General features: G+C 65.8%; 17 protein-coding genes. 1 reads left to right on the top strand and 16 read right to left on the bottom strand.

All coding sequences use genetic code 11. The annotated features are described in order from the left end of the window. Window positions 1–2: 2 nt before the first annotated feature. The 15 genes from nadA to ETR14_RS19665 all read right to left on the bottom strand — a co-directional run bounded on the left by nadA (window position 3) and on the right by ETR14_RS19665 (window position 10,113). Window positions 3–1,004, bottom strand: a complete 1,002-nt coding sequence (nadA, locus tag ETR14_RS19730; protein WP_129387907.1) for a quinolinate synthase NadA — start codon at window positions 1,002–1,004, stop codon at window positions 3–5. A 30-nt stretch (window positions 1,005–1,034) separates the two neighbouring features. Then, a complete protein-coding gene (locus tag ETR14_RS19725) occupies window positions 1,035–1,724 on the bottom strand; it encodes a DUF4230 domain-containing protein (protein ID WP_129387905.1) in 690 nt (229 codons plus the stop codon). Next, window positions 1,721–2,575: an MBL fold metallo-hydrolase gene (locus ETR14_RS19720; RefSeq protein ID WP_129387903.1), complete on the bottom strand. Its 855-nt coding sequence runs from the start codon at window positions 2,573–2,575 to the stop codon at window positions 1,721–1,723. Before ETR14_RS19720 ends, ETR14_RS19725 begins: the two co-directional genes overlap by 4 nt. A gap of 65 nt (window positions 2,576–2,640) precedes the next feature. Beyond that, entirely contained in the window at window positions 2,641–2,817 is a 177-nt protein-coding gene (locus ETR14_RS28510; protein WP_165356533.1) for a hypothetical protein, read from the bottom strand. Continuing rightward, window positions 2,814–4,337, bottom strand: a complete 1,524-nt coding sequence (locus tag ETR14_RS19715; RefSeq protein WP_129387901.1) for a M56 family metallopeptidase — start codon at window positions 4,335–4,337, stop codon at window positions 2,814–2,816. Before ETR14_RS19715 ends, ETR14_RS28510 begins: the two co-directional genes overlap by 4 nt. Then, complete coding sequence (locus ETR14_RS19710) at window positions 4,334–4,699, bottom strand: BlaI/MecI/CopY family transcriptional regulator (RefSeq protein ID WP_129387899.1); 366 nt, start codon at window positions 4,697–4,699, stop codon at window positions 4,334–4,336. Before ETR14_RS19710 ends, ETR14_RS19715 begins: the two co-directional genes overlap by 4 nt. Window positions 4,700–5,123: 424 nt before the next feature. Next, window positions 5,124–5,459: a Grx4 family monothiol glutaredoxin gene (gene grxD / locus ETR14_RS19705; RefSeq protein WP_129387897.1), complete on the bottom strand. Its 336-nt coding sequence runs from the start codon at window positions 5,457–5,459 to the stop codon at window positions 5,124–5,126. A 17-nt stretch (window positions 5,460–5,476) separates the two neighbouring features. Continuing rightward, window positions 5,477–5,710 (bottom strand): BolA family protein, encoded by a 234-nt coding sequence (locus ETR14_RS19700; RefSeq protein ID WP_129387895.1) that lies wholly within the window; start codon window positions 5,708–5,710, stop codon window positions 5,477–5,479. 4 nt (window positions 5,711–5,714) lie between these two features. Continuing rightward, complete coding sequence (locus tag ETR14_RS19695; RefSeq protein ID WP_129387893.1) at window positions 5,715–6,041, bottom strand: DUF1476 domain-containing protein; 327 nt, start codon at window positions 6,039–6,041, stop codon at window positions 5,715–5,717. Window positions 6,042–6,128: 87 nt separating this feature from the next. After that, window positions 6,129–7,124, bottom strand: a complete 996-nt coding sequence (locus ETR14_RS19690; RefSeq protein ID WP_129387891.1) for an NADPH:quinone oxidoreductase family protein — start codon at window positions 7,122–7,124, stop codon at window positions 6,129–6,131. An 11-nt stretch (window positions 7,125–7,135) separates the two neighbouring features. After that, window positions 7,136–7,951 (bottom strand): N-acyl homoserine lactonase family protein, encoded by an 816-nt coding sequence (locus ETR14_RS19685; protein WP_371416705.1) that lies wholly within the window; start codon window positions 7,949–7,951, stop codon window positions 7,136–7,138. A 48-nt stretch (window positions 7,952–7,999) separates the two neighbouring features. Continuing rightward, window positions 8,000–8,635 carry a 3-oxoacid CoA-transferase subunit B gene (locus tag ETR14_RS19680; RefSeq protein ID WP_129387887.1) on the bottom strand — a complete coding sequence of 212 codons (636 nt, stop codon included), beginning with the start codon at window positions 8,633–8,635 and terminating at the stop codon, window positions 8,000–8,002. Then, entirely contained in the window at window positions 8,635–8,970 is a 336-nt protein-coding gene (locus ETR14_RS19675) for a DUF5076 domain-containing protein (RefSeq protein ID WP_129387885.1), read from the bottom strand. Before ETR14_RS19675 ends, ETR14_RS19680 begins: the two co-directional genes overlap by 1 nt. Further along, window positions 8,967–9,674 carry a CoA transferase subunit A gene (locus ETR14_RS19670; protein WP_129387883.1) on the bottom strand — a complete coding sequence of 236 codons (708 nt, stop codon included), beginning with the start codon at window positions 9,672–9,674 and terminating at the stop codon, window positions 8,967–8,969. Before ETR14_RS19670 ends, ETR14_RS19675 begins: the two co-directional genes overlap by 4 nt. Window positions 9,675–9,810: 136 nt before the next feature. After that, entirely contained in the window at window positions 9,811–10,113 is a 303-nt protein-coding gene (locus ETR14_RS19665) for an SCP2 sterol-binding domain-containing protein (protein ID WP_129387881.1), read from the bottom strand. Between the two features lie 156 nt (window positions 10,114–10,269). Between ETR14_RS19665 and ETR14_RS19660 the strand changes: the two genes are divergently transcribed. After that, on the top strand, window positions 10,270–11,928 hold the full coding sequence (locus ETR14_RS19660) for a thiamine pyrophosphate-binding protein (protein ID WP_129387879.1): 1,659 nt from the start codon (window positions 10,270–10,272) through the stop codon (window positions 11,926–11,928). Between the two features lie 41 nt (window positions 11,929–11,969). Here ETR14_RS19660 and ETR14_RS19655 read toward each other — a convergent pair whose 3' ends face one another. Then, window positions 11,970–12,305 carry a GIY-YIG nuclease family protein gene (locus ETR14_RS19655; RefSeq protein ID WP_129387877.1) on the bottom strand — a complete coding sequence of 112 codons (336 nt, stop codon included), beginning with the start codon at window positions 12,303–12,305 and terminating at the stop codon, window positions 11,970–11,972. Between the last annotated feature and the right edge of the window lie 66 nt (window positions 12,306–12,371).

Below are 12,371 nucleotides of genomic sequence, written 5' to 3'. Positions count from 1 at the left end.
GGTCAGGCGCCGGCGAAGATCGGTCGTCCGACGTCGCCCTGGCCGACGGTGCGGCCGGCCATTTCGAGCATTCGGTCGAGCGATTTCTTGGCCGCGATACGCAGATCTTCGTCCATCTCCACCCGGGGTGTCAGATCGCGCAACGCCAGATAGAGCTTCTCGAGCGTGTTGAGCGCCATGTACGGACACATGTTGCAGTTGCAATTGCCATCCGCTCCCGGCGCGCCGATGAAGGTTTTGCCGGGCGCCGCTTTCTCCATCTGATGGATGATGTGCGGCTCGGTGGCGACGATCATCACGTCGCTTTCGGAGGCGAGCGCATAGTCGAGGATCGCCTTGGTCGATCCGACATGGTCCGCATAATCGAGAATGTGCGGAGGGCATTCGGGATGGGCGAGGATCGGTGCGCCCGGATGCTGCGCCCGCAGCTTGAGCAATTCGGTTTCCGAAAACGCCTCGTGGACGATGCAGACGCCCGGCCACAGCAGCATGTCGCGGCCGGTCTTGCGCTTGAGGTAGCCGCCCAGGTTCTTGTCGGGTCCGAAGATGATCTTCTGATCCTGCGGGATCTGCGCTAGGATCGTCTCGGCCGACGAGCTGGTGACGATGATGTCCGACAGCGCCTTCACCTCCGTCGAGCAATTGATGTAGGTGAGTGCGATATGGTCCGGATGGGCCTCGCGGAACGCCTTGAACTGGTCGGGCGGGCAGCTGTCTTCGAGGCTGCACCCCGCTGCCATGTCGGGAAGGACCACGATCTTCTGCGGCGAAAGGATTTTCGCGGTTTCGGCCATGAAGCGGACGCCGCAAAAGGCGATCACGTCGGCATCGGTCGCCGCCGCCTTGCGCGAGAGATCCAGGCTGTCGCCGACGAAATCGGCGAGATCCTGGATCGCCGGATCCTGATAATAATGGGCGAGGATGACGGCGTTGCGCTCCTTGCGCAGGCGGTCGATCTCGGCGAGCAGATCGAGGCCCTTGAGGCTTACATTCGGTGCGTTCATTCCAAAGCCCTCACCCAAAACCGGCATGCGCTACTTGGCGCCTTGCCGTTCCCTTAGCACGTCCTCGATCCGCCGCGAGCGATCGAGCTGCGAAGGATCCGTCCGCCCCTCGTCTCGGAAGCGCACATTCACCGTCGCATCGTCGATCCCCGCCGCCTTCAGCGGCATCGCGAAGCTCCGCTCCACCGCCCGCCTCGCAGCGTCGCGCGCGAGACGCAGCGGCATCGCTTGCATCGCCTGGCGCTTGAGCTCCACCTGCCCCGCCTGTCGATTGCTCGCGTCGAGCACCTTCTCGGCGTCGGTCAGGGTGCCGAGAAGGCCGCCTCCGCCATATTCGCGAACCTCGGCCGGATCAATCTGCGGCGCAGAAATCTCCAGCGGCGGCAAGGAGATGGACAGGATCTTGGTGGTATCGTCCCAGTCCATGTCCTGCTGGCGCAGCTTGGCGAGGTCGAGCTCGTAACGGACCGTGCCGGGCATGATAAGCGTCTTCTCGGCCGAGAGGCCGAAGCGGCGCTGGGTGGAGGTGACCACCGCCACGAAGCGCGCGGAAAAGGGGGTCAGACGCGCCTGCTCGCGCACGGACTGCAGGCTGGCGGCGGCGATCGTCTCCGGATCGGGACCACGAAACCAGTCGCCGACGCGCAGCGAGGCCACCAGCAGGCCGCCGATGATCAGGCCGACAAGCAGCACCGGCAGAAAGAATGCGTACCGTTTCATGCAAGCATCCAGACGTCGCCCTGCCGACGCACCTCGGATCGCCCTTCCAGATCGATGAGGTGGGCGAGGACGGAACGCTGGGCGGCGGGGTGAAGGCGTGGATCGACGTCGCCGTACATCTGCTCGACCATAACCGGAATGCGGCCCTCGCCCCGCCCGAGCGCCGCCAGGATCTGCCGCTCGCGGCCACGGCGATGGGCGACGAGCCGGGCGAGATGCGCCTCCGGATCGTCGATCGCCGGCCCGTGGGCGGGATAGTAGATCCTGTCGTCACGCCGCTGCAGCCGCGCCAGGCTCTCCATATAGGCAGTCATGTCGCCGTCGGGCGGCGCCACCACGGTCGTCGACCAACCCATGACATGGTCGCCGCTGAACAACGCTCTTGCCTCCCTGAGCGCAAAGCAGAGATGATTGGAGGTGTGCCCCGGCGTCGCGACCGCCTCCAGCGTCCAGCCTGCCCCGGACACCGTATCGCGATCGGCAAGCACCCTGTCGGGCCGATAATCCGGATCGAACGAATCGTCGGCTCGAGGCCCCTCGTCGGCGATGTCGAGCGGCGCACATCCGACGATCGGCGCGCCGGTAAGGGCCTGGAGCGATCGGCTGGCGGGGGAATGATCGCGGTGGGTGTGGGTGCACAGGATCGAAGCGATCCGCTCGCCTGCGAGCGCCGCCAGGATCCCCTCGACATGGGTCTGGATCGCAGGCCCCGGATCGATCACCGCCACCTCGCCCTCGCCGACGATGTAGGTCTGGGTTCCGGTGAAGGTGAATGGCGACGGATTGGGCGCGAGCACCCGCCGCACCAGCGGGGCGACACGTTCGATCCTGCCGGTGAGCCCATCATTCATGAAAGGCCATGTGGCACCGGCGCTGCCGAAAACCAAGGGCGCCTTTGCCCCCGGCCCGTCCGGCGTCAGCGGCCGGAAATCAGGATCGCAATGGGATTGAAGCTCTGCTGGCTACCGGCGTCAGCTTGCCGGGCCTCCGGCGGCGTCGCGGAATGCGCACGCGTCGGCAGATTAACGAAGGTCAGCGTCGCGGCGCCAACACCGGCAGCGATCGCGATCATCGTACGGCGCACCCCGATCAATGGACGCAATCCTCCGTCGGAACCTCATGCCACATGTCCGGTGCGCGGAAACGGAGCCCCCGAAGCACCACCTTGGCTTCGGCGACTTGCGCCAGAAAATGCGTCTGAACGGACCCGCCGCCGCCGCCGGTGAGGGCGCGCAGGCGATCGACTGCCCCGTCCGAGTTTCCAACCGGAGCATGGGCGGACGCGGCCCATGTCACGACCAGAATCTGGGCGCCGTCTTCCTCCTGCTCCTCATCCGGCTCGTCGTCACGCAGTTCCAGTCGGTGAATGGGGCGTGCACGCAAAGCCACCGCCGCAGCCGCGGCCAGGGCCTCCCGCAATGCGGGCTGGCGGGCGGAGGCCGCCTGAGCCGGGTGGTGCGGCAATGCGATCGGCGCGATCGGTGCCTGGACCGCCGCCGGCGCAGGCGCTGGCTCGGGAGCGGCAGTCGGGGCGGCTGCAACTGCTCGCGCGGCGGGCCGTGCAGGTGCCGCAATCGCAACTCGAACAGGTCGCGGCGTCGGCACCGGAGCAGCGCGGACGGACGTTGGCCGGGTCACCGAGTTAGATGCGGCGATCCGCAGGCTGCTCGCCGGCGCCGTCGGCGTCGGGGACGCTGCCGAGGCAACCGGCGCCGCAGCGATGACGAAATCGGGCTTGCCGACGCCGAACCCGATCGTCGTGAACAGTCCCAGCGCCAGCATGCCGCCGAGCGATCGGCCCAAGCTCGCCCGGTGTCCTCCGAGCATTCGCAGGCGACGCTTGAGCGCGTCGCTGCCGTTCAGCGAACAGGCGGCGATCAGACCGGGGCGGCACGCCGACTTGACCAGCGCGCGGGCATAATCCCAGCGTTCGTCGGCGCTCGCCTTCGCCGCGACCGCAGCATCGCAGGACAATTCCTGATCGGTGCGAAAGGCGCGGAAAGCCACCCAGGCGATTGGGTTGAACCAGGTCAGCGCGAGCACCAAGGTCGCCACCATGTTCCACCAGATGTCACCGCGGCGGTGGTGGGTGAGTTCGTGCTCGAGGGCGAGCCTGCGCTCGCCGTCGCTGTAGCGCCGCAGGAAATCCGTGGGCACGACAATACGGCGCGCGATCAGCCCCATGGCCAGTGGTCCGTCCACTGCCTGGCTGGCAAGGGTCAGGATGCCGCCATAGCTCGGCGGCCGCGCCGGCCGCGCGGTCTTGCCCAGGCGCTGGACGAAATCGCGATAGGCGAGCCATTGCAGGACGAGAAAGATGACCGCGCCGCCGGCCCACATGGCAAGCATGAAGGGCACCCACTGCCCAGGTCCGGGATGAGCCGGCGACGGCGCGGTACTCCCGACCGCCGCAGGGATGAACGCGGCGGCCGGAAGAGCGATGTTGGGCGTGAGCGCCGGCAAAGCCGGCAGTACCAGACGAACGGCGGGAACGATCCAGAGGGCATAGGCCCAGCCGGCGCCGAAGGTCCTCGCCACCGGTCCCCGCACGGCGAGCACCAGCAGCATCAGGATGGTGACGGTGATCAGAGTTTCAACGAGCCAGCCGATCATGACTTGAGCTCCCGCAGGATCTTCTCGATCTCCTCGATGTCGGCCGGCGTCAGGCGATCGCGCTCGGCGAGATGCGCAACCAGCGGCGTCACCCGGCCGCCGAACATGCGGTCGATCAGCCGCCCCGATTCCTCGGCGACATAATCCTCTCGGCGAATGGCCGGACGGTAAAGATAACGACGGCCAGCCTCGCGATGGTCGAGAACGCCTTTGGCGAGCAGCCGCGACAGCATGGTCTTGACCGTAGCGAGGCTCCAGCCCCGCTCGGCCGGCACCCGCTCGGCGACCTCTGCTGCGGTGAGCGGCGACTCCTCCCAGAGCACCTCCATCACCGCCAGTTCGCCCTCGGCTATGCGCTCCATGGACGTTCTCCCCTTATGACTACAGATGTAGTCACCCGACGCGTGAACGGCCGATGAATGTCGCGGACCGCGCGCGAGGAGTGTCGAGGCGGTTTACAATGCGCAAGATCGGTTAACCGGCGTGAACCATCGTCAGGCCCGGAAAATTGCGACTGGCACGATCTGGCACGGCCCGTGTATGACTGTTCGCGTCCACACAGCTTCCAAAGCAGTCCACACTGTTCGAAGTCGAAAGGGCGGTCAGCGGATGTCCGGTCGCGCTGGCCGCCCTTTTTTGTCGGCACGCCCAGGCAACGGCCTGCCCTTTCACGACGAGACCGAAACGCAACGAGGCGGAAACGCAGCGCGCCTCCGCCTCGAACGACGTTTTGTCAATCGCTGGTCGCCTGCCGGACCGGCGGCCGATCGCGGAATTGCTCGCGTCTCAGTGGCCTTCGGCGCGCTCGACCTGCTTGTCCTGGACCAGTTGCTGGAGCTCGCCGGCCTCGAACATCTCCATCATGATGTCCGATCCTCCGACGAACTCGCCCTTTACGTAGAGCTGAGGGATGGTCGGCCAGTCCGAATATTCCTTGATGCCCTGCCGGATTTCCGCGTCCTGCAGGACGTCGACCGTGTCATACGCGACGCCGAGATGGTCGAGGATCGCGATCGCCCGGCTCGAAAAGCCGCACTGCGGGAAAAGGGCGGAGCCCTTCATGAACAAGACGACGTCCTTGTTGCGGACGATCTCGTCGATGCGGAGGGTAACGTCAGACATGGTGGAATCTCCGGAATTCAGTCGGGGGTTGCGGTGGTGAGTTGGAGCGCATGCAGCACACCGCCCATACGTCCGCCGAGCGCATCGTAGACGCGCCTCTGACGGTCGACGCGCGACACCCCCCTGAAGCTCTCGGCCACGACACGCGCGGAATAATGATCGCCGTCACCGGCAAGATCGGTGATCTCGACATGGGCATCCGGGATTCCGGACCGGATCAGCGCTTCGATCTCGTCTGCGGCCATCGGCATCGCGTCAGCCCTGTGCTTCGATCAACTGGCGCCGCGCCTCGACTGTCTTGTGCTCGAGCGCGGTGCGGATGCGAGCTTCGTCGCACTCGACTCCGGCCGAGGTAAGATCGCCGAGAAGCTTGCGGATGACGTCCTCGTCACCGGCTTCCTCGAAATCGGCGCGAACGACGTCGCTGGCATAAGCGTCGGCTTCGACCTGGGTCAGGCCCATCAGCCCCGCTGCCCAATGGCCGAGCAGCTTGTTGCGCCGCGCGGTGATCTTGAACTGCATCTCCTGGTCACGGGCATATCGGTTCTCGAAGGCCCGCTCGCGATCGTCGAAGGTGGTCATGATGCTCCCTGCTTTCCTTTGCGCCCCAGATAGGCCTCGAACGGCTCCGGTGCAATCGACCGGCGGAAAAGCAAGAGTTCGCAGGTGTCAGTCGATGGTGACGGCCAGTTTCCCGACCGCCTGCCGCGCAGCCATGTGGGCGATCGCCTCGCCGGCCTGCGCCAGCGGCCAGGTCCGGCTGACCTTGGGGGCGATTTTGCCCTCGTCCCAGAGCCAGAACAAGGTTTCGATGTGCCGCGCATTGGCATCAGGGTCGCGCGCTGCGAAGGCGCCCCAGAACACGCCGCAGACATCGCAGCTTTTGAGGAGGGTGAGGTTGAGCGGCAACCTCGGAATGCCGGCGGGAAAGCCGACGACGAGATAGCGCCCTTCCCAGCCGGTCGCGCGCAACGCCGGCTCGGCATAGTCGCCGCCGACGGGATCGTAGACCAGGTCGGCGCCCGCTGGCCCGACCGCATCCTTGAACTGCCGGGCAAGCGCCTTTGAACTCTCCTTGTCGAACGGACCGCGCGGATAGACGATCGCCTCGGCGCCGGCGGCGCGCACCACCGCGGCTTTCTCCTCGGACGAGACCGCGCCGATCACGCGTGCGCCGAAGGCAAGTCCGAGCTCGACCGCGGCCAGGCCGACGCCGCCGGCGGCGCCGAGCACGAGCAGGATCTGGCCGGCCTGCAGACGGCCGCGATCGAGCAGAGCATGGATCGAAGTCGCGTAGGTAAGGATCAAGGCTGAACCTTCCACGAAGCTGCGCTCCGGCGGAAGGCGCAGCGCCGCTGCGGCCGAGACCACGACCTGCTCGGCCAGGCCGCCATGGCCGAGCATTGCGATCAGTCGGTCGCCCTCCGACCAGCCGGCGACGCCCTCGCCCACCCGTTCGACGACGCCCGCGATCTCGCCGCCGGGCGCGAACGGGCGCGCCGGCTTGAACTGATATTTGTCCTCGATGATCAGCACGTCCGGATAGTTGATCGCGCAGGCCTTGACCCGCACGAGCAGCTGTCCGGGGCCGGCAACCGGCGCCGGCAATTCGCTGAGACGCAGCGTCTCGGGCCCACCCGGCTCCACGGAAAGTAGCGCCTTCATCGCGGTCTCCCTTATTCGGCCGGTGTCGGAAAGGCCGGCAGCTTGCCGATGTCCCGCACCTCATGCTGGATGATCACCCGCGCCTTGAGGGACCTGGCGATCGCGTCGAAGCGGTCGATCGATCCCAGCGTGTCCGAGCGATCGGCGTTGAAGCTCGGAACGCCGTGCTTTTCCATGTTCTCGGTAAAATGATAGAGATCGCCGGTGAGCAGCACCGGCCCGGTGCGCGGCAGCCGGACGAGCAGCGACTGATGCCCCTCGGTGTGGCCGGGCATGTCGAGGATGACGACGCTGCCGTCCCCGAAGACGTCGAGGTCGCCCTTCGTCTCCTGAACCTTGGCGCCGCCTTTGATCCAGGGCGCGAACCGGCCCGCATTCTCGCTCGTTTTGGTCGCCGCGAAATCCTCACCGCCGATCAGAAGCGTGGCTTTGGGAAAGTCAGAGGCCTGGCCGATATGATCGCCGTGATTGTGGCTTATGCCGACGAAGTTGACCTGCTCCGGCTTGACGTTGATGCGCGCCAGCTGGTCGACGAGCCGTGCCTTGAGCGACATCGTGAATGGACCCGAGGGCGGGGCCGTCTTCCCGGCCAGCTCGCCCGGCAGCCCGGTGTCCCACAGCAGATAATTCTCGCCGTGGCGGATCAGGTAGCAGCTGTCGGTGAGCGTCTTCTTCTGACCGACATAGAGGAAGGTGTCGGAGAAGACGTCGAGGTCGGCAACGTCGATGCTGCCGCAGTCGAGCCGCCACATCTGCATGTGCGGCACCGCTGCCGCTGCCGGCGCGGCAAGCGCCGCGAGAGCCAGCGCCGCGGCTCCGTAGATCATCCTCATCATCCCCTCCCCGTTTTGCCGCCGACGGTGCGGGGCTGTGTTCTACGCCTCGTACTTCGCGCTCGTCTTGGCCGCCACTTCTTCCGCACTCACTCCCGGGGCCAGCTCGATCAGCTTGAACGGGCTTTGGTGATCGGAACGCTGAAAAACGGCGAGATCGGTGACGATCATGTCGACGACATTCTTGCCGGTCAGCGGCAGGGTGCATTCGGGGATGAATTTGGCGTCGCCGTTCTTGGACACATGCTCCATCACTACGATGATCTTCTTGACCCCGGCGACCAGGTCCATCGCCCCGCCCATGCCCTTGATCATCTTGCCGGGGATCATCCAGTTGGCGATGTCCCCGGCCTCCGAAACCTCCATCGCGCCGAGCACGGTGAGATCGATATGGCCGCCGCGGATCATCGCGAAGCTGTCCGACGACGAGAAATAGCTCGACGACGGCAGCTGCGAGATCGTCTGCTTGCCGGCGTTGATCAGGTCGGGGTCGATTTCGTCCTCGTAGGGAAACGGGCCGATGCCGAGCATCCCGTTCTCGGACTGCAAGGTCACCTCCATCCCGTCCGGGATGTTGTTCGCGACCAATGTCGGAATGCCGATGCCGAGATTGACGTAATAACCGTCGCGCAGCTCGCGCGCCGCGCGCGCAGCCATCTGGTTGCGATCCCATCCCATCAGTGCGTCCTTCCACTCATCTGGATCGTCTCCGGTTCGCCGGAGGGATCGTCACGCTCCTCGTCGAGTCCTTCCCAGATCGCGTCCATGGCAGCGCCCTGGCTGATACCGAGCTCGTGCGCGTACGCGACTGCGGCGTGACGCGCGCAATCGGCCAGCATCATTCCGAACATTTCCGGGCTTTCCAGGCGATCGGGCTTGATGATGAACGTGCCGCCGCCGCCATTCTCCACCCACATCCGAACCACCTCGACCGAACGCGCAAGCAGATCCTCCTTGTCGATCGTCGAAATGGCGCCGGCCTCGGCGCCGGTCGGGATCGCATCGTCGCTCATGCGGCCTCCCGCGGACGCGTCATCCGGAACTCGATCTTCTTGTCGTAGGGTGCGCCATCGATCAGCCGCTTCACATAGATGCTCGGCAGATGGATGCCGTCCGGGTCGAGGCTGCCGACCGGAACGATCTCCTCGACCTCGGCGACGCAGATCCTGCCTGCAGTGGCCATCGGCTGATTGAAGTTGCGCGCGGTCTTGCGGAAGACGAGATTGCCGGCCTCGTCGGCCTTCCAGCCCTTGACGATCGACAGGTCGGCGCGGATGCCGCGCTCGAGGATGTAGGTCTCGCCGTCGAACTCCTTATGCTCCTTGCCCTCGGCAACGAGGGTGCCGACACCGGTCTTGGTGTAGAAGCCCGGAATGCCGGCACCGCCGGCGCGGCAGCGCTCCGCCAGCGTGCCTTGCGGACAGAATTCGACCTCGAGCTCACCGGCGAGATATTGCCGCTCGAATTCCTTGTTCTCGCCGACGTAGGACGAGATCATCTTGCGGATCTGCCGGGTCCTCAGCAGCTTGCCGAGCCCTTCATTGTCGATCCCGGCATTGTTCGACACCACGGTGAGGTCCTTGACGCCCGAGTCGCGAATTGCATCGATCAACCGCTCGGGAATGCCGCACAGGCCGAACCCGCCCGCGCAGATGATCATGCCGTCGAACAGCAGCCCGTCGAGGACCGCGCCGGCATTGGGATAGATCTTTCGCATGCACCCACTCCCAGATTGTGGCCCGGCGATAATCGCTGAGCCGCACCCCGGTCAAGAAAACCTGAATGGAGTTTCAACTTTGCACTGCCCTCACCCTCCGGCCGCTTCGAGGCGGGAAGGTGAGGGCCGTACCAGCTTACCCGCGCAGCTTGGACAGCACGCCCTGGAGCTGCATGGCGTTCGACATGTCGCCTTCGACCTTGAGCTTGCCCTGCATGAACGCGGTCATGCCGTCGAGCCGGCCCTCGCTGAGCGCGGTCCAGTCTTCCCAGGCAACCTTGATCGTCGTGTCGGCATCGCCGTCTTCCTCGGTGACCTGATTGGCGACGCCGTCGAGCAGCACCACCCCTTCCGAGCCGAAATCGAGCTTCACGCGCTTGCCGGGCAGAAAGGCCTGCTTGTTGTTCAGCGCGGCCGCCATTTCGCTCTTCGTCATCATCGTCTCTCCTTGAGGATCTGCGTCAACCCCTACTTTACGTGAACGTCAGGTCAAGCCGGTTCACAGGCGTGTCAGCAGCTGATCGGCTTGTCTCCGCCCCACGCTTCTCCTACCGCGACGGCGGAGGCGCGCCCGCTTGGCGCAGGGGAGACGGTGATGAGCAATGTACGCAGCGGCGGCCGCATTCTGGTCGACAATCTCGTGGCGCAGGGCTGTGACCGCATCTTCACCGTACCCGGCGAAAGCTTCCTGGCGGTGCTCGATGCGTTGCACGATACGCCGGCCATCGATCTGGTCGTCTGCCGGCAGGAAGGCGGCGTCGCTTATATGGCCGAGGCCGACGGCAAGATGACCGGACGGCCCGGCATCGCCTTCGTCACCCGCGGGCCGGGCGCGACCAATGCCTCCGTCGGTGTCCATGTCGCCTTCCAGGATTCGACTCCGATGATCCTGTTCGTCGGCGACGTCGCCCGCGGCGACCGCGACCGGGAAGGCTTCCAGGAAGTGGATTTCGCCGCGATGTTCCGGCCGCTCGCCAAATGGGCTGCGCGGATCGACGATGCGACGCGGATTCCGGAATATGTCGCCCGCGCTTATGCGACCGCGATGGCGGGCCGCCCGGGTCCGGTCGTGCTCGCTTTGCCGGAAGACATGTTGCGCGACATGGTGGAGGTGACGGACCGCCCGCGCGTGGCGCCGCCGGTGCAGACTGCCGATCCGATGGCGGTGGCGACGATGATGGACCTGCTGAAGGATGCCTGTTCGCCGGTCGCGATCGTCGGCGGAGCCGGCTGGGATGCGGGTGCGGCCCACCATTTCGCGCAATTCGCCGAACGGATCGGCCTGCCCGTCGCCTGCGCTTTCCGCCGCCAGGATGCGATCCCCAACGAATCGCCGATTTATGCCGGCAATCTCGGCTACGGGCCCAATCCGAAACTGGTCGAACGGGTGGAGAATGCCGATCTCCTGATCGTCGTCGGGCCCCGTCTCGGCGAAGCGACCACGGACGGCTACACGTTGGTCACGCCCGATCATCCCGGCCAGACTTTGGTCCACGTCCATCCCGACGCCAACGAGCTGAACCGGGTCTACAAGACCTGCCTGCCGATCTGCGCCGACATGCGCGAATTCGCCGAACTCGTCGCCGCCTGGGAAGACGAGGTGATCCACTTCGATGCCGGCGCCGAGGCGCATCGCGAGTGGCTGGACTGGTCGACGGCAAAGCCGACCGAGGCGGGGCTCGACCTCGGCCAGGCGGTGACGGCTTTGCGCGCAGCGCTGCCGTCGGACACGATCGTCTGCAACGGCGCCGGCAATTTCTCGGGCTGGTTCCACCGCTTCTGGCATTACGACACCCTACCCTGTCAGCTCGCACCGACCAACGGATCGATGGGCTACGGCCTTCCCGCCGCGGTCGCCGCCGCGCGCCGCTTCCCGGCACGCACCGTCGTCTGCGCCGCGGGCGACGGCGACTTCCTGATGAACGGGCAGGAGCTGGCGACCGCGATCCGCTACGGCGCGTCGATGCTCGTCCTGGTGATCGACAATGGCGCTTACGGCACCATCCGGATGCACCAGGAGCGCGAATACCCCGAACGTCTGTCCGGCACCGAGTTGGTCAATCCGGATTTCGCGGCGCTCGGCCGCGCTTACGGCGCCTGGGCCGAAACAATCGAAAGGACGGCGGACTTCGCACCGGCCCTCGCGAGGGCGCTTGGGCAGCAGGGAGTGCGCCTGCTCCACCTCAAGACCGATGTCGAACATATCACATCGGCGACCACGATCACCCGCATCCGGGAACGCGCACGAAGCTGACGGGCCTCGCCGCGAACTTCGCGCCCAGCTCCGATCCGGCCTCAGATCGCCTTTGCCTGCAGTTGCTCGCACCAATGGGCCTGGCGCGTCTTGAGGATGCGATCGCGGCCCAGTTCCATGTCCTTCTCGTCCAGCCGCTCGACGCTCTCGAACGTGAAGGCCGCTTCGCCATGCGTGCGGATCGCGGCCTGGAGGTCGCGGTGCGGGGTGGTGCCGAGGCGGAGCGCGAAGCGAATGCGGTTCTCGATCGTCTCCACGTCGGGCGCACGCCCGATCCAGCGCTGGCCGGTGGAGGTGCAGCAGAGCGCGTAGAGGCCTGCAATCGTCTTGCGTTCCTTGTAGGCGCTGAGTGCCGCCTTCCTGTCCTCCGTCTTCACCGGTCCATCCTTTCCATCGCTGGCGTGCTTATATTACCCGGATGTTATTGACGTCAATACCGCCCG

Source organism: Sphingosinicella sp. BN140058 (assembly GCF_004135585.1).
Lineage (GTDB): Bacteria > Pseudomonadota > Alphaproteobacteria > Sphingomonadales > Sphingomonadaceae > Allosphingosinicella.
This window is presented reverse-complemented; position numbering and strand designations above follow the sequence as displayed.

What these genes read in the sequence shown, in the direction of transcription:
- nadA (WP_129387907.1), bottom strand. Translation starts at nt 1,004, where the DNA reads ATGAACGCACCGAATGTAAGCCTCAAGGGCCTCGATCTGCTCGCCGAG.
- ETR14_RS19725 (WP_129387905.1), bottom strand. Translation starts at nt 1,724, where the DNA reads ATGAAACGGTACGCATTCTTTCTGCCGGTGCTGCTTGTCGGCCTGATC.
- ETR14_RS19720 (WP_129387903.1), bottom strand. Translation starts at nt 2,575, where the DNA reads ATGAATGATGGGCTCACCGGCAGGATCGAACGTGTCGCCCCGCTGGTG.
- ETR14_RS19715 (WP_129387901.1), bottom strand. Translation starts at nt 4,337, where the DNA reads ATGATCGGCTGGCTCGTTGAAACTCTGATCACCGTCACCATCCTGATG.
- ETR14_RS19710 (WP_129387899.1), bottom strand. Translation starts at nt 4,699, where the DNA reads ATGGAGCGCATAGCCGAGGGCGAACTGGCGGTGATGGAGGTGCTCTGG.
- grxD (WP_129387897.1), bottom strand. Translation starts at nt 5,459, where the DNA reads ATGTCTGACGTTACCCTCCGCATCGACGAGATCGTCCGCAACAAGGAC.
- ETR14_RS19700 (WP_129387895.1), bottom strand. Translation starts at nt 5,710, where the DNA reads ATGCCGATGGCCGCAGACGAGATCGAAGCGCTGATCCGGTCCGGAATC.
- ETR14_RS19695 (WP_129387893.1), bottom strand. Translation starts at nt 6,041, where the DNA reads ATGACCACCTTCGACGATCGCGAGCGGGCCTTCGAGAACCGATATGCC.
- ETR14_RS19690 (WP_129387891.1), bottom strand. Translation starts at nt 7,124, where the DNA reads ATGAAGGCGCTACTTTCCGTGGAGCCGGGTGGGCCCGAGACGCTGCGT.
- ETR14_RS19685 (WP_371416705.1), bottom strand. Translation starts at nt 7,951, where the DNA reads ATGATCTACGGAGCCGCGGCGCTGGCTCTCGCGGCGCTTGCCGCGCCG.
- ETR14_RS19680 (WP_129387887.1), bottom strand. Translation starts at nt 8,635, where the DNA reads ATGGGATGGGATCGCAACCAGATGGCTGCGCGCGCGGCGCGCGAGCTG.
- ETR14_RS19675 (WP_129387885.1), bottom strand. Translation starts at nt 8,970, where the DNA reads ATGAGCGACGATGCGATCCCGACCGGCGCCGAGGCCGGCGCCATTTCG.
- ETR14_RS19670 (WP_129387883.1), bottom strand. Translation starts at nt 9,674, where the DNA reads ATGCGAAAGATCTATCCCAATGCCGGCGCGGTCCTCGACGGGCTGCTG.
- ETR14_RS19665 (WP_129387881.1), bottom strand. Translation starts at nt 10,113, where the DNA reads ATGATGACGAAGAGCGAAATGGCGGCCGCGCTGAACAACAAGCAGGCC.
- ETR14_RS19660 (WP_129387879.1), top strand. Translation starts at nt 10,270, where the DNA reads ATGAGCAATGTACGCAGCGGCGGCCGCATTCTGGTCGACAATCTCGTG.